General features: G+C 67.0%; 15 protein-coding genes. 9 read left to right on the forward strand and 6 right to left on the reverse strand.

Features of this window, described 5'->3' with window-relative positions; genetic code table 11:
- Together PSA7680_RS15750 and PSA7680_RS15755 are read right to left on the reverse strand one after the other, a co-directional pair.
- On the reverse strand, window positions 1–127 hold a 127-nt coding region (locus PSA7680_RS15750; RefSeq protein ID WP_245824694.1), incomplete at its 3' end, for a GTP-binding protein.
- An 82-nt stretch (window positions 128–209) separates the two neighbouring features.
- Entirely contained in the window at window positions 210–848 is a 639-nt protein-coding gene (locus PSA7680_RS15755) for a hypothetical protein (protein ID WP_085869645.1), read from the reverse strand.
- Window positions 849–951: 103 nt separating this feature from the next.
- Here PSA7680_RS15755 and PSA7680_RS15760 point away from each other — a divergent pair, with 103 nt between their 5' ends.
- Both PSA7680_RS15760 and PSA7680_RS15765 read left to right on the forward strand, forming a co-directional pair.
- Complete coding sequence (locus PSA7680_RS15760) at window positions 952–2,358, forward strand: cytochrome P450 (protein WP_085869646.1); 1,407 nt, start codon at window positions 952–954, stop codon at window positions 2,356–2,358.
- A 210-nt stretch (window positions 2,359–2,568) separates the two neighbouring features.
- Window positions 2,569–3,798 carry a cytochrome P450 gene (locus PSA7680_RS15765; protein WP_245824690.1) on the forward strand — a complete coding sequence of 410 codons (1,230 nt, stop codon included), beginning with the start codon at window positions 2,569–2,571 and terminating at the stop codon, window positions 3,796–3,798.
- A gap of 7 nt (window positions 3,799–3,805) precedes the next feature.
- Here the strand turns inward: PSA7680_RS15765 and PSA7680_RS15770 are convergent, their stop codons facing one another.
- The 3 genes from PSA7680_RS15770 to PSA7680_RS15780 are packed head-to-tail and all read right to left on the reverse strand — an operon-like array spanning window position 3,806 to window position 8,805.
- Entirely contained in the window at window positions 3,806–5,224 is a 1,419-nt protein-coding gene (locus PSA7680_RS15770; RefSeq protein ID WP_085869648.1) for a M48 family metallopeptidase, read from the reverse strand.
- Entirely contained in the window at window positions 5,224–6,453 is a 1,230-nt protein-coding gene (locus PSA7680_RS15775; RefSeq protein WP_085869649.1) for a DUF898 family protein, read from the reverse strand. The genes PSA7680_RS15770 and PSA7680_RS15775 overlap by 1 nt, the downstream gene beginning before the upstream one ends.
- Before the next feature lie 3 nt (window positions 6,454–6,456).
- On the reverse strand, window positions 6,457–8,805 hold the full coding sequence (locus tag PSA7680_RS15780; RefSeq protein WP_085869650.1) for a DNA topoisomerase IV subunit A: 2,349 nt from the start codon (window positions 8,803–8,805) through the stop codon (window positions 6,457–6,459).
- Between the two features lie 204 nt (window positions 8,806–9,009).
- On the opposite strand from PSA7680_RS15780, the gene PSA7680_RS15785 reads away from it, so the two are divergent.
- From PSA7680_RS15785 to PSA7680_RS15810, 6 genes are all read left to right on the forward strand, one after another.
- A complete protein-coding gene (locus tag PSA7680_RS15785; protein ID WP_085869651.1) occupies window positions 9,010–9,567 on the forward strand; it encodes an SH3 domain-containing protein in 558 nt (185 codons plus the stop codon).
- A gap of 95 nt (window positions 9,568–9,662) precedes the next feature.
- Window positions 9,663–10,496 carry an SDR family oxidoreductase gene (locus PSA7680_RS15790; protein ID WP_085869652.1) on the forward strand — a complete coding sequence of 278 codons (834 nt, stop codon included), beginning with the start codon at window positions 9,663–9,665 and terminating at the stop codon, window positions 10,494–10,496.
- Window positions 10,497–10,603: 107 nt separating this feature from the next.
- On the forward strand, window positions 10,604–10,810 hold the full coding sequence (locus PSA7680_RS15795; protein WP_085869653.1) for a twin transmembrane helix small protein: 207 nt from the start codon (window positions 10,604–10,606) through the stop codon (window positions 10,808–10,810).
- Between the two features lies 1 nt (window position 10,811).
- A complete protein-coding gene (locus PSA7680_RS15800) occupies window positions 10,812–11,384 on the forward strand; it encodes a cob(I)yrinic acid a,c-diamide adenosyltransferase (RefSeq protein WP_085869654.1) in 573 nt (190 codons plus the stop codon).
- Window positions 11,385–11,667: 283 nt separating this feature from the next.
- Window positions 11,668–12,426, forward strand: a complete 759-nt coding sequence (locus tag PSA7680_RS15805) for an electron transfer flavoprotein subunit beta/FixA family protein (RefSeq protein WP_085869655.1) — start codon at window positions 11,668–11,670, stop codon at window positions 12,424–12,426.
- The gene (locus PSA7680_RS15810) at window positions 12,426–13,355 is read left to right on the forward strand and encodes an electron transfer flavoprotein subunit alpha/FixB family protein (RefSeq protein WP_085869656.1); all 930 of its coding nucleotides are present in this window, start codon (window positions 12,426–12,428) and stop codon (window positions 13,353–13,355) included. Before PSA7680_RS15805 ends, PSA7680_RS15810 begins: the two co-directional genes overlap by 1 nt.
- A 101-nt stretch (window positions 13,356–13,456) precedes the next feature.
- Here PSA7680_RS15810 and PSA7680_RS15815 read toward each other — a convergent pair whose 3' ends face one another.
- Entirely contained in the window at window positions 13,457–14,272 is an 816-nt protein-coding gene (locus PSA7680_RS15815; protein WP_139838688.1) for a DUF6473 family protein, read from the reverse strand.
- A 157-nt stretch (window positions 14,273–14,429) separates the two neighbouring features.
- Here PSA7680_RS15815 and PSA7680_RS15820 point away from each other — a divergent pair, with 157 nt between their 5' ends.
- Window positions 14,430–15,305 (forward strand): 3-hydroxybutyryl-CoA dehydrogenase, encoded by an 876-nt coding sequence (locus PSA7680_RS15820; RefSeq protein WP_085869658.1) that lies wholly within the window; start codon window positions 14,430–14,432, stop codon window positions 15,303–15,305.
- Window positions 15,306–15,311 lie beyond the last annotated feature (6 nt).

Here is a 15,311-nt window from a genome sequence, read left to right on the forward strand (position 1 = left end):
CGTAGGCCTTGAAGTCACCGAATTGCTTGGTGATCGCTGCGGTCAGCGTCGTCTTGCCGTGGTCAACGTGGCCAATGGTGCCGATGTTGACGTGCGGTTTCGTACGCTCAAACTTTTCCTTTGCCATAGTCGCGGCGCCTCGTTTTCTGGGGGGCCAACAGCGGCCCGAGTCTGCATCGCGCGCTCGTTACGGGACTGTGGCGGAAAAATCAAGCGCCACTTTCCGAAACGGCCGCGCGGGCGTCGGACTTGTCGTAGATGCGTTTGGACGGCGCAGGGATCTCGCCCTCCTCCAGCAGCGAGGGGCGGTTCGTCCATTCCGGGTTCTCGGCGATCCATTCCTCGATCGCGCGCACCGCGTTGCGCGAGAGCTGCTGCATCTGCTCGTCGCTGGACATCGTCAGCCCGGAGGAGATCACCCCCTCGGCGGTGAAGCTCTCCAGCACGGTGATCTGCTTGGGCTCGGCGTTGAGCTTGTTCGGATTGCCCTGATCCCAGATGTTCACCATCGCCACCAGCACGGATTTCGGCGAGGCCACCACCGGCACGCCGGGCACGGCCACCACGTAGCCCACGATGTTGATCCCGATGTCGTAGGAGCGGCCGCCCCGGTAGCGCCCGAGGCGCTCCACGAGGGCGTCGGACATGATGTTTTCCCACTCGTCGGCCGTCACGTCCTTGGACAGCGGTCCCACCTGCGCGTCGTCGGCGTAGATGAAGTAGCGCCCCAACCGGAACTCGCCGAGATCCTTCGGAGGCTCCAGTACCTCCGGATCGCCGGCGCAGGCGGCCAGCAGCGGGAGCGCAAGCAGGCCGAGGGCCGCACGGCGGGACAGGAAAGAACGCATGAAAATCCTCCGGGTATGCACAGCCCGTCGATAGCAGCGGCGGGCCATCGGCGCAATTGCCCCGCGCCCCGCGGCGCCTATACTGTGAAGCGAGGTTTTTGATATGCAACAGTCCGCGCCGATCCGCCCCGAGAGCCCCGCCCCGGCCGATGCCGGGCGCCTGCCCGCCCATGTGCCGCTCGTGAAGGAGCCCTGGGGCATCTGGCGGTCCTTCCAGGCCGCCCGGCGCAACGTTCTGGAAATCATCCCCGAGATCGCCACCCGGCAGCCCATCGTCTCCGGGCGCACCGGCAAGCGTTGGCACATGGTGATGGACCCGCCCAGCCTCAAGCGCATCCTGCGCGACAGGCTCGCGGACTATCCGAAATCCGACGTCACCAAGAACATCCTGCGCCCCGCGATCGGGGAGAGCCTGTTCATCGCGGAAGGGGCCCATTGGCACTGGCAGCGCCGGGCGGCGGCGCCGGTCTTTTCCCATCGCAACGTCTCGGGGCTGGCGCCGATCATGTCGGCCGCGGCGGAGCGCTCCTGCGCCCGGCTGGCGCCCTTCGCCGAGAGCGGCGGCGCGCGCGCGGCGGATCTGTTCGAAGAGATGGTCACCGCCACCTTCGAGGTGATCTCGGACGTCACCTTTTCCGGGGGCGAAGGATTTGACCGCGAGGAGGTGCACAAGGCCATCGACGCCTACATCGCGCAGACGGCCAAGGTGTCGTTGATGGACGTGGTGGGCGTGCCCACCTGGGTGCCCCGCCCGGGCCGGGTGATGAGCGGCGCGGCGCTGAAGACGATGAAGCGCGTCTCCGATGCCGCCATCGAGAGCCGCAGGACCCGCCCGGCCACCGGCACCCCGGACCTGCTGGAGCTGATGATGGCCGGCGAAGATCCCGAAACCAAGCGACGCATGAGCACGCCGGAACTGCGCGACAACCTGCTCACCTTCATCGTCGCCGGGCATGAAACCACGGCGCTCACCCTGAGTTGGGCGCTCTATCTCTGCGCCTTCGACGAAGGCGTGCAGGCCGCGGCCCGCGGCGAGGCGCAGGCGGTTCTCGCGGGGCGCGCCGCCACCGCGCAGGACGTGCCAAACCTGCCGCTGACCCGGCGCATCATCGACGAAACCCTGAGGCTCTACCCGCCGGCGGCCTTCCTGTCGCGCACGGCGCAGGCGCCGGATACGCTCTGTGGGCGCGAGGTGCGAAAGGGCGATACGGTGATGATCCCCGTCTACGCGCTGCACCGCAACCACCTGCTCTGGGACGATCCCGACGCCTTCCGGCCCGACCGCTTCGCCGATCCCCGCGCCATCGACCGCTTCGCCTACCTGCCCTTCGGCGACGGCCCCCGCATCTGCATCGGCGCGAGCTTCGCGCTGCAGGAGGCGGTGATCATCCTGGCCACCCTCCTGTCGCGCTTCCGCTTCGAGGCCATCCCCGGCCGGGCGCCGAAGCCCGTCATGATCCTCACCCTGCGGCCCGAAGGGGGCGTGTGGCTGAAAGTTCACAAAGCCTGACGCCGCGCCGCATTGCCACGTGCCAATCGTGCAAGACGTGGGTAGACTGCGCGCAAAGCATTTCTGCGCAGGACATTTCAGGTGAAGAGAGAGCCCATCAAAGTCCCTCTCAGGACGAAACCCTGGGGCGTGACCGGTGTCATCCGCTTTCTTAGAACGGCACGCCGCAATCTCGTTGAGATGATCCCGGAAACGGCGACGATTCATCCGATGCTTTCCAGCGAAACCATGCGCCGCTGGCACATGGTGATGGATCCTCAGGCCCTGAAACGGATCCTGAAGGACAACGTGGAGAACTACCCGAAGGCGGAAGTCGCCGTGAACATCATGCGCACGGCGATCGGCGAGAGCATATTCGTCGCGCACGGGCAGTACTGGCTGTGGCAACGGCGCACGGCCGCGCCGATCTTCTCCTATCGCAACGTCGCGAACCTTGCGCCCATCATGACGGAGGCCACGGCGCGCACCGTCGAGAAGATCGCGCGGATCCCGGACGATGAGCCGTTCAACATACTGGACCCGATGATCGAGGTGACCTTCGAGATCATTTCCGACGTGACCCTTTCCAACGATGACAGCCTGAGCCGCGAACAGATGCACCGCGCTCTGGACAGTTTCATCAAGCGCACCGGCCGCGTATCCCTGCTGGATGCGCTGGGGGCGCCGTTCTGGATCCCGCGCCCCTCCCGCCTGTTCAGCGCCCGCGATCTGACCAACGTGCAGAAGATCGTGGACCGCGCCATCGAGAAGCGCCGCGCCATCGGCCCGAACCCGAACCCGGATCTGACGGATCTGTTCCTGGCCGGTGAGGATCCCGTCACCAAGCGCAGGATGACGACCGAGGAACTGCGCAACAACCTCCTGACCTTCGTCGTCGCGGGCCATGAAACCAGCGCGCTGACGCTGGCCTGGGCGATCTACCTCTGCTCGATCGATCCCGAGGTGCAGGAGAAGGCCGCGGAGGAAGCCCGCGCCGTTCTGAACGGGCGCACGGCCGTGGTCGACGACGTAGCGAAGATGCCATACGTGCGCTGCATCATCGAGGAAACCCTGCGCCTCTATCCGCCCTTCGCGCTGCTGATCCGTTCGGCAAAAGAAGACGATACGCTCATCGGCCGCGAGGTGCGCAAGGGGGATCCGCTGATCCTGCCGATCTATGCCCTGCACCGAAACCGGCTGCTGTGGGAGGATCCGGACAGCTTCAAGCCGGAACGTTTCCAGGATCGCAAGTCGATCGCTCGATTCTCCTACCTGCCCTTCGGCGATGGCCCGAGGATCTGCATCGGTGCGGAATTCGCCCTGCAGGAGATGGTCATCGTCCTCGGAACGCTGCTGTCGCGTTTCCGTTTCGATCCCGTGGAGGGCAAGGAGCCAAAGCCCGTGATGCTGCTCACGCTGCGCCCCCAGGGCGGCGTGTGGGTGCGCGCGCGCAAGCGCTGAAACGCGGTCAGCCCTTCTCTTGATCCGCGCCGGTTACTGCGCCGGTTTCTGCGCCGGAGGGGCCGCAGATGGATTTGAGGGCCTGCCATTGCGCAGGCTCCAGCGCCGGCACCGCCGCCCCGCCACTTTGGGCCGTGGCGGCCCGCACGGAGGCGATGCGCTCCGCCGTCTGAGGATGGCTCAGGAAGTAGCGCAGGATGCCCGCGCCCCGTTGCCCTGCGCCGTCTGCACCCTCCGCGCCGTCCGAGCCGGCCATTTCGGCCTCTTCCGCCTGGAGCCGCTCGAACATCCGCGCCATCTGCTCGGTGTCCAACCCCGCCGCCTCCATCCGCGCAAGCCCGAAGGCATCGGCCGCGCGTTCTGCCTCCTGCGAATAGGTGGCCGAGATCAGCTGCTCCGCCAGCAGCAGCACGACCGCCCCGCCGGCGAAATCGCCCAGCAGCAGCCCGAGCACCCCGATGGAGCCCGCCGACCGCAGCGCGTGGCGCGCCGGATCGCGGGAAATCACGTGCCCCAACTCATGCGCCATCACCGCCGCGATCTCGCCGGGGTCCTCGGCCGCGTCGATCATGCCGCGGAAGAAGACGACGATCCCGCCCGGCAGCGCGAAGGCATTGACCATCGGATCGTCCAGCACGTGCAGGCGCAGCGGCTGATCCAACGCGAGGCCGTCGGTCAGCCGCTCGGCCAGCGCCCGCAGCGCCGCATCGCCCTCCGGCGTGGAGCAGAAGGCGACCGGCGCGAGCGGGTCATCGCTCAGCGCGTCGCGGATCTGTTCGAGCGTCGCATCGCCCAGCGCCCGCTCGCCCTCCGGCGGCAGCAGGGTGGCCAGCCGGTCGGCCATGCTGGGGACGAGCACGAAGAGGATCAACGCCACCGAGGCCACCGCCGCGATCGCCCAGAGCAGGATGCGCCCGCGCCTTGCCGGGCGCTCGGCACGCTCGGGCGCTGGGCAGCGCACCAGCAGGCGGCGCATCGTCTCCGCATCGTCGATGTAGAGACGCTCCAGCCGGTCGGGCCCTTCCGGTTTCAGCGCCAGCATCGAGGGATCGGCCTGATCGCGCAGGCGGCGGATGGAGGCCAGCGGCCATTCGGCCAGGGCGTTTCCGGGCGCGGGCGGCAAGGGGGCGTCCGGCGCGACGGTCTCTTGCCCGCCCTCTTGCCGGGCGTCTTGCTGTTCCTCTTGCCGGGCCTCGCTCGCGGCCGCTCCTTCATTCGCACGTTCCGCCAGCGCTTCGCCTTCTGCCGCCGCGCCCGCGGCCGGCGGTGCCCCGGTGTCCGCCGCGATGATCCGCAGCAGATCCGGCGCGGCGGTATCGTCGATCACGAGGTCCACCGGAAGAACCGAAGCCCGCGCGGCATCCACGTAGCGGGCCGATCCGCGAAACGGCTCCGGCGCCGCGCCGACGTGGATCCGCACCCCCATCAGAAGGCCGCTCCCACGTCCAGCGCATCGGCGAAACCCTCGGCCTCGGCAAAATGATCCCGATCCCTCTGGGTGATTTCCTCGAGCGCCCGCGGGTTAAGAAGCGTGAGGGTCTCGGCGTAGTGGCGGGCCAGCGGCAGGGTCAGAAAGACATGGCGCAGCACCCCGTAGAGCGTGAAAACAGCGAAATACAGCGGCAGCAGCGCGAGGAAGAACAGCCAGCCCGGAGCACCCTCGCCCGCGGGCGCCTCCGCCGCGTCCGGCTCCGCCTCTCCCGTCTCGATGCCCATGTCGTCCATCATCACCCCGTCAAAGCCGCCGGGATGCACTGCGAAGGTGATCGCCACGGCGCCCGCCGTGGCCAGCCCGCCGACGACGAGAACGACGCCGATCCAGCCCCGCACCGTGATCCAGACGACCCGCCCCAGCCGGGGCGCGGCGGCAAAGCGCAGCCCGCCGAGGCGCTTGTGGTTCGTCAGGTAGCGGAAGGTCTCCACCCGGTAGGCGATCAGCCCCACCAGCAGCCACGGCAGCGATATGCAGAGCCCCCAGAGCGCGCCGGGCTCGGAGCCGTTGATCCCGACGAGAAGAAACAGAAGGCTTGCGAAGATGCCGATCAGCACATGCATCATCGCCCGGCCATACATCTGGCGCCAGCTGCCGCCCTGCACGAGGCGGGCACTGCCGTAGCGCGTCCGGTCGGCGCGGTATTTCTCCAGCCAGAAGGTCTGCCGGGGCAGAAGCAGGCCGAGGCTCAGCAGGGTGACGAGCCAATGGGCGATGCAGCGCCACGCGTAGCCCCAGGCGCCGGGCTCGAGCCCGAAGCGGATGCCCCGCCAGCGGGTGCGCGCCAGGATGTAGCGCCGCGCGCGGTAGCTTGCGTAGAAGATCACCGGCAGCACCCCGAGGAAGGAGACCGCGTAGGCCGCCATCGCCGAGTTCAGCAGCGAGAAGGAGGCGAACATCAGCGCGAGGTTCACCACGCCGAGGTAGAAGGCCATCACCACCACGGCCACGAGGAAACCGAGGAGCTTTTCCAGCGGCTCGCCCGCATATTCCAGCGGGATGCCGCCGGGGCGCACGGACGACCAGTAGAAACGCCGCAGGCGGGTTTTCATCCAGAACCGGTAGATGCCGAGCGTGAGCACCGTGAGAAGCGCGGTGCGCAGCGCCAGCCGGAAGAGAGCGCGGCGCTGCCCGGCAAATTCCGTATGCAGCGCCGCCTCCATGGGTCAGGTGAACTTGTTGTCGCGCGGGAAACCATGCGGGACTGTCTTGCCCACGCTGGCCCGCTTGCCCAGCCAGTGGGACATGTCGGGCTCGGTGCGGTTGCCGCCGCCCTGCCGCGTCCAGCTCAGCCCTTCGGCGAAGGTGAAGGTGGTGACGTCCGAGAGGCCGCCGTCCAGTTCCAGAACCCCCTGCTTGCCGCGGGCCATGTTGTATTTCTGAAGGCGCACGCCCTTGCCTCGGCTCATCTCGGGCAGTTCGGACACCGGGAAGACGAGCAGGCGCCGGTTCTGGCTCACCACCGCGACGTGATCGCCCTTCACCGGCTTGCAGATCACCGCGCGATCCTCGCCCTTGACGTTGAGCACCTGCTTGCCGGTGCGCGTCTGCGCCACCACGTCCTTCTGCGCCACGATGAAGCCGTCACCCGCCGAAGAGGCCACGATCAGCTTTTCTTCGGGCTTCAGCACCAGCAGATCCACGATCTCGGCTTCGTTGGGCAGATCCACCATCAGCCGCAGCGGCTCGCCCATGCCCCGCCCGCCGGGCAGGTTGGCCGCACTCACGGTGTAGAAGCGCCCGTTGCTGCCGAAGACGAGGATCCTGTCCGTCGTCTCGGCATGGAGCAGGAAGCGCCCCTCGTCGCCGTCGCGGAACTTCAGCGGCTGATCGGCGGCGATATGGCCCTTCATCGCGCGGATCCAGCCCATCTTGGAGCAGACCACCGTGATCGGCTCGCGCTCGATCATCGCTTCCAGCGGCACCTCTTCCACCTCGGCGGCCTCGGCGAAGCTGGTGCGGCGCTTGCCGCCTTCGTAATCCTTGCCGAACTGCTGCTTGGTTTCGCGCAGCTGCTCGCTGATCCGCGCCCATTGCAGCTCCTCGCTGCCGAGGAGCTCCAGCAGCCCCTCGCGCTCGGCGCGCAGGGCGTCGCGCTCGCGCACGAGCTCGATCTCCTCGAGCCGGCGCAGGGAGCGCAGGCGCATGTTCAGGATCGCCTCGACCTGCACCTCGGTGAGCCGGGTGCCGCCCTCCGCGGCGATGTCCAGCGGCGAGACGTAATCGGATTCGTAGGCCACCCGCCCGCGCGGCGCGGCCCAGTCCTCTGCCATGAGCGCGGCCTTCGGATCGTCGTCGTAGCGGATGATGTCGATCACGCGGTCGAGATTGAGGAAAGCGATGATCAGGCCGTCCAGCACCTCAAGCCGGTGATCGATCTTGCCCAGCCGGTGCCGGCTGCGCCGCTGCAGCACGTCGCGGCGGTGATCGAGGAAGGCGCGCAGCACCTCCTTGAGCGAGCACACCTTGGGCGTGCGCCCGTCGATCAGCACGTTCATGTTGAGGCTGAACCGCACCTCCAGGTCGGAGTTGCGGAAGAGCGTGTTCATCAGAACCTCGGGATCGACGTTCTTGCTCTTGGGTTCGAGGATCAGCCGGATGTCGTCGGCGCTCTCGTCGCGCACGTCGGCGAGGATCGGGATCTTCTTCGTCTGGATCAGCTCCGCCAGCTTCTCGATCAGCTTGGACTTCTGGACCTGGTAGGGGATCTCGGTGACGACGATCTGCCACTGGCCGCGGCCCAGATCCTCCGTCGTCCAGCGGCAGCGCAGGCGAAAGGCGCCCCGGCCGGTGCGGTAGGCCTGCGCCATGCTCTCGGCGGGCTCCACGCAGACGCCGCCGGTGGGGAAATCGGGGCCCTTCACGTAGTTCAGCAACGTGTCGTCGCGCACGTCGGGCGTCTTGATCATGTGCAGGCAGGCATCCACCAGTTCGGGGATGTTGTGCGGCGGAATGTTGGTGGCCATGCCCACGGCGATGCCGCTGGCGCCGTTGGCCAGCAGGTTGGGGAAGCTCGCGGGCAGCACTTCCGGCTCGGTCAGCGTGCCGTCGTAGTTCTCGCGGAAATCGACGGCATCCTCGTTGAGCCCTTCCAGCAGCGCCTCGGCGGCCACCGTCATCCGGGCTTCGGTGTAACGCGAGGCCGCCGGGTTGTCGCCGTCGATGTTGCCGAAGTTGCCTTGGCCGTCGACCAGCGGGTAGCGGACGGCGAAATCCTGGGCCAGCCGCGCCATGGCGTCGTAGATCGCGGCGTCGCCGTGCGGGTGGTAGTTGCCCATCACGTCGCCCGAGATCTTGGCCGATTTGCGGAATCCCCCCGAAGACGACAGCTTCAGTTCGCGCATGGCGTAGAGAATCCGGCGGTGAACCGGCTTCAGGCCGTCCCGCGCGTCGGGCAGCGCCCGGTGCATGATGGTGGAGAGCGCATAGGTGAGGTAGCGCTCACCGATGGCACGCCGCAGCGGTTCGGCGATCTCGTTGGGCATGATGTTGTTGTCGTCTGTCTGCTCGCTCATAGATGATGTGATACCCCCCAAGCCAGATCAGGTAAAGCCGCATCGCACGCTGCAGCGCATTGTGGGAACGATCCCCCGCTCTTCCCCGTGAACGCGGCTTCCGGCTTTGAAACAAGGGGGAAGTTAAATCCCCGACTCGAGCGTTTCGTGCTATGCTCGGCGGGTTGTGAGAGGAGGGCTGCCACCCTCCGGGGGAAGAGTATTATGGTGCGTTTGATTTTGATTTTGAGCCTGTGCCTGTTCGGCGCAATGTATTTCATCCCGACGGGAGATCCGGGGCCGGAGACGGCGGGGGTCACCCAGTCCGAAAGCCTGCCGACCGAGATCAAGGTCGCCTCGCTGGAAGCCGACACGCCGCTGCTGCTGGCCGCCGCCGAAGCCGCGCCGGCACCGAGCGTCGAGGCGGCGACGGCGAAGGCCTTCCCGCCCGCGGGCAGAGTCGCCAGGATGACCTCGGCGCCGATCGCGCCCGAGATGCTGAGCATCGGCAAGAGCGATGCCCCGGCCGGCTACGTTTCAAAAGCGGCGCAGAAGCAAGTTGTGCCAGCCGCAGCCGATGGTGATGTCTGGTTTGTTACCGGAAGCCGCGTGAACATGCGGTCAGGGCCTTCCACGGCCAACGGCGTGCTGGCCTCGCTCGCGCGCGGCACTGCAGCCGAAATGCTTGCGCTCGAAGCCAACGGCTGGGCGCGCATCCGCGATCTCTCGTCCGGCCAGACGGGATACATGTCCGCCAAGTTCCTTTCGCGCTCAGCACCTTAAGCGCCGGAGCCGCCCGGAAATTAGAGGTTCCTCCCGAACCCGCCCTTGCCTAATGTCGGCGCAGACAAGATGCGCCAACGGGCAAGGGTGACTTCATGAGCAACGGCAAGACGGTCCTGATCACGGGCTGTTCCACGGGCATCGGATACGACGCGGCCCACGGGCTGGCCAGACGTGGCTGGCGCGTTTTCGCAACCTGCCGGCAGGAGGAAGATTGCGAACGGCTCCGTGACGAAGGGCTCGAAAGCTTCCCGCTTGACTACACCGATCCGGTGTCCATCGCCGAGGCGGTGGAAGAATGCCTGTCCCGCAGCGGCGGCACGCTCGATGCGCTCTTCAACAACGGGGCCTTCGCCGTGCCGGGCGCGGTGGAGGATCTGCCCACCGAGGCCCTGCGCGCGATCTACGAGACCAATGTCTTCGGCTACCACGATCTGACCCGCCGCGTGCTGCCGGTGATGCGCCGGCAGGGCCATGGGCGGATCGTCAACTGCTCCTCCATTCTCGGTTTTGTGGCCGCGCCATTCCGAGGCGCCTACGTCTCGACGAAATACGCGCTGGAGGGGCTGACCGACACGCTGCGCATCGAGATGCAGGGCACCGGGATCGAGGTGATTCTGATCGAGCCCGGCCCCATCACCTCGCGGATCCGCCAGAACGCGATTCCCCATTTCGAGCGCTGGATCGATTGGGAAAACTCGCCGCGCGCGGAGCAATACCGGCGCAAGCTCATCAAGCGCCTTTACGAGGACCGCGGCCCCGACAAGTTCGAACTGCCGGCCGAAGCGGTGACGAAGAAGCTCGTGCATGCGCTGGAATCCCGCCGCCCGCGCGCGCGCTACTACGTGACGACGCCCACCTACATCATGGGCACCCTGCGCCGGCTGCTCTCGACGCGGGCGCTGGATCGGCTGCTCGTGAAGGGCTAGCGTGCCAGACAGGCGTTGCGCGTGAGCGCGCGTGTGTCGTCAAAACGCATTCGCCTTCCGCCCCGCGCCGGCTACATGGACGCAGACACACCAAACACGGAGCCCACATGCTTTCGGATCCGCTCTTCATCGTCGTCGCTGGCGCGGCCCTTCTCGTTCTCGTCATCCTGATGATCGGGATCGGCGGCTTCGCCCGTGGCGGCGATTTCAACCGCAAACACGCCAACCGCATCATGCGGTATCGGATCATCGCCCAGGCCGTGGCCGTGGCACTGATCCTTCTCTTCGTCTACCTGCGCCGGTCCGGAGGCTGACATGGTCGTTCTCAGCAAGATCTACACCAAGACCGGCGACGCCGGGGAAACCGCGCTCGGCAACGGCGCACGCGTGGCCAAGCATTCCGCGCGGGTCAACGCCTACGGCACCGTGGACGAGGCCAACGCCACCTTCGGCCTCGCCCGGCTCCACGCCGAGGGCGAGATGGACGCGCGCCTGGCCGCCATCCAGAACGATCTTTTCGATCTCGGCGCCGATCTCTGCCGCCCCGACATGGAGAAGGATACCGAGGCCGACTATCCGCCGCTGCGCATGAGCGATGCGCAGGTGGCCCGGCTCGAAAGCGAGATCGACGCGATGAACGCCGCGCTCGAACCGCTGCGCTCCTTCGTGCTGCCCGGCGGCAGCGCGCTGGCCGCCCACCTGCATCTCTGCCGCACCGTCACACGCCGCGCCGAGCGCCTTGCCGTGGAACTGGCGACGATGGAGATGATCAACCCGGCCGCCGTGAAATACCTCAACCGCCTGAGCGACTGGTGCTTCGTCGCCTCGCGCATCGCCAATGACGACGGCCGCGCCGACGTGCTCTGGGTGCCTGGTGCGAACCGCTGATCCCTCCCGCCCCCTGCCGCGCCGGTGCCGCCCGGCTCGGGGCAGCGCCGCCCGGCCCTGCGCAACCCGGCGATTCTGTCGCGGGCACCGGGCCGGCGGGTGAATTCCTTCCATTCCGGGCACAAAGGCATGCCCTGGCGTCAATCGGAAACAAAACGCGGCGTCGCCGGGCCCTTTCCTGTCGATTTTGCCCTGTTTTATCCGAGCGCTTGACGCTACTTACTCAATCGAGAGCTTGAGGCCCCGCCATTCGCGGGGAGAGGTTTTTAAGGAGAAAAACGCGATGAAGGTATTGGTGCCTGTCAAACGCGTGATCGACTACAACGTGAAGGTCCGCGTCAAAGCGGACGGCACGGGTGTCGATCTCGCCAACGTCAAAATGTCGATGAACCCCTTCGACGAAATCGCCGTCGAGGAAGCCATCCGCCTGAAGGAAAAGGGCAAGGCCGACGAGATCGTCGTCGTCTCCATCGGCGTGAAGCAGGCCCAGGAAACCCTGCGCACCGCTCTGGCCATGGGTGCGGACCGCGCCATCCTCGTGGTCGCCGCCGATGACGTCCACCAGGACATCGAGCCGCTCGCCGTTGCCAAGATCCTCGCCAAGGTCGTGGAAGAAGAGCAGCCCGGGCTGGTGATCGCCGGCAAGCAGGCGATCGACAACGACATGAACGCCACCGGCCAGATGCTTTCGGCGCTGCTGGGCTGGTCCCAGGCGACCTTCGCCTCCGAGGTGGACATCGAGGGCGACACCGCCAAGGTCACCCGCGAGGTGGACGGCGGCCTGCAGACCATCGCAGTGAAGATGCCCGCCATCATCACCGCGGACCTGCGCCTGAACGAGCCGCGCTACGCCTCCCTGCCCAACATCATGAAGGCGAAGAAGAAGCCGCTGGACGAGAAGACCGCCGCCGACTACGGCGTCGATGTCACGCCGCGCCTCACCGTCGTCTCCACCAAGGAGCCCGAGGCCCGCGCCGCCGGGATCATCGTGGGCTCCGTGGATGAGCTGGTTGCGAAACTCAAAGAAGCGGGGGCTGTGTAATGGCTGTTCTTCTCCTTGCCGAAGTGAACAACGGCGAACTGGCGCTGGACGCCACCGCCAAGGCCGTGACCGCCGCGAAAGCGCTGGGTGACGTCACCGTGCTGGCCGCCGGCGCCTCCGCCGCCGCCGCCGGTGAAGCCGCCGCCAAGATCGACGGCGTGTCCAAGGTGCTCGTCGCCGAGGATCCGGCGCTGGGCCACCGCCTCGCCGAGAACACCGCGGCGCTGATCGTCTCGCTGGCCGATGGCTACGAGCACATCGTCGCCCCGGCCACCACCGACGCCAAGAACGTGATGCCCCGCGTGGCCGCGCTTCTGGACGCGATGGTGATCTCGGACGTGACGGCCGTCGTGGACGGCGAGACCTTCGAGCGCCCGATCTACGCCGGCAACGCGATCCAGACGGTGAAATCCTCCGACGCCAAGAAGGTCATCACCTTCCGCACCTCCACCTTCGACGCGGCCGGCGAAGGCGGCGCGGCCCCGGTGGAAACCATCGGCGGCGCAACCGATACCGGCCTCGCCTCCTGGGTCGAGGACAAGGTGGCCGAGAGCGATCGCCCCGAGCTGACCAGCGCCGGCATCGTCGTCTCCGGCGGCCGCGGCGTGGGCTCCGAGGAAGACTTCAAGATCATCGAAGCGCTGGCCGACAAGCTGGGCGCCGCCGTGGGCGCCTCCCGCGCCGCGGTGGACTCCGGCTACGCCCCGAACGATTGGCAAGTGGGTCAGACGGGCAAGGTGGTTGCGCCCGAGCTCTACATCGCCTGCGGCATCTCCGGTGCGATCCAGCACCTCGCCGGCATGAAGGACTCCAAGATCATCGTCGCCATCAACAAGGACGAAGAAGCGCCGATCTTCCAGGTGGCCGATTTCGGCCTCGTGGCCGATCTGTTCCAGGCCGTGCCGGAACTGACCGAGAAACTCGGCTGATATCGCGCGGCCGGGCCTGTGCCCGGCCCCGTCAGGAACACCTGAGGCCCGCCCCCGTGGCGGGCCTTTTCCGTTTCACGGCGCCTGCTCGCTCGCCCTCTTCAAACCAGCCCCGGCCCCTGCACCGCCGGCTCACCCTTTCGGCGCGGCAGCGCCCCGCGCAACTCCGTGATCAGGCGGCGGGCGATCAGATCATGGGCCAGGGGCCCCGGCACGATCGGATAGGGCAGGCTGCGGGGCTCCGGCAGCACGCATTCCAGAACCCGCGCCCCCGTCTGCGCCGCGAGGTCTTCGAGCATCTCCTGGGTGACACCGCCCGCCAGAACATCCGCACGCGGGCCCGTTTCATCTTCCGGCCGTGGCGTCATCAGCAGCACCTTCGGCCCCAGGATCCCGATCAGTTCCCGCATCTTCCGTGCCCACTGCGCCCGAAGTTCGGCCTCGACCAGGGCGTAGGCGGCCGGGTTTTCCGCCCGCAGCACCCGCGTGAGGTGGCCGACGAAATTGATTCCCGCGAAATCCACGTTCGGAAACAAAGCCTTGAGCGGCGGCTCCGGCGCGATGAAGCGATCGTTGCGCTTGCGGTGTACCCGGTAGAACCGGTTCGACAGCCCGTGGATGCCCGGCGTTTCGATGACGGTCACCGCCGCGGCAGACCCCGCCTGCGGCCCCGTCGCCATGGCGAGATAGGCATCGACGCCCGCGTTGGGCACCGCGCAGCAGGCCGCAGGCTCGCCGAGCGCCCGTGTGATCTGTTCGACGAACGGGGCCTTCAGGCCGCGCCCGGCGGTCAGCGTGCCGCCAAGAAACAGGATTCTCGCCGGCCCCTTACGTGCCGCAGCTCCCTGCGGCGCCTGAACCACGCTGTTGCGCCAATCCTCCTCGTCGTTCCAGGTCTTCCCGTCGTCACTCTCCACGGCTGTGCCCTCCGGCAACTGGATGGAGGCCCACACTGACAGCTCGGCATTTCAAAAGGCTTAACGCCCCTCAGACAGGCCATTTCCGGCCCGCGCGCCCTTGCGGTTTCCCGCGGCAAACGATTAGTGTCACGGGGATTTTCAGCGAGGCACATCCATGGATATCAAGACGGTCGGAATCGTAGGCGCGGGCCAGATGGGCAACGGTATCGCCCATGTCTTCGCGCTTGCGGGATACGAGGTGAAGCTCAACGACATCGCGCAGGAAAGCCTGGATCGGGCGGTCTCCCTGATCCGGCGCAACATGGACAGGCAGGTCGGCAAGGGTGTCATCACGCAGGAGGAAATGGACGCCGCGATCGCGCGCATCAGCACCACGCTGACGCTCGCCGACCTCGGCCAATCCGACCTCGTGATCGAGGCCGCAACCGAGCGCGAGACGATCAAGCAGGCCATCTTCGAAGACCTGATCCCGCACCTGAAGCCCGAAACGATCCTCACCTCCAACACCTCCTCGATCTCGATCACGCGCCTCGCCTCGCGCACCGACCGGCCGGAGAAGTTCATGGGGTTCCACTTCATGAACCCGGTGCCGATCATGCAGCTCGTGGAGCTGATCCGCGGCATCGCCACCGACGAAGCCACCTACAACACCTGCCTCGGCGTGGTGGAGCGGCTGGGCAAGACGGCGGCCTCCGCCGAGGATTTCCCGGCCTTCATCGTCAACCGCATCCTGATGCCGATGATCAACGAGGCGATCTACACGCTCTACGAGGGCGTGGGCAGCGTGCAATCGATCGACACCTCGATGAAACTGGGCGCCAACCACCCGATGGGCCCGCTGGAACTGGCCGATTTCATCGGGCTCGACACCTGCCTTGCGATCATGAACGTGCTGCACGAGGGGCTTGCGGACACCAAGTATCGCCCCTGCCCCCTCCTGACCAAATACGTCGAGGCCGGCTGGCTGGGCCGCAAGACGAAGCGGGGCTTCTACGACTATCGCGGCGAGACACCCGTGCCCACCCGCTGACCGGGG

This window comes from Pseudoruegeria aquimaris (assembly GCF_900172235.1).
GTDB classification, from domain to species: domain Bacteria; phylum Pseudomonadota; class Alphaproteobacteria; order Rhodobacterales; family Rhodobacteraceae; genus Pseudoruegeria; species Pseudoruegeria aquimaris.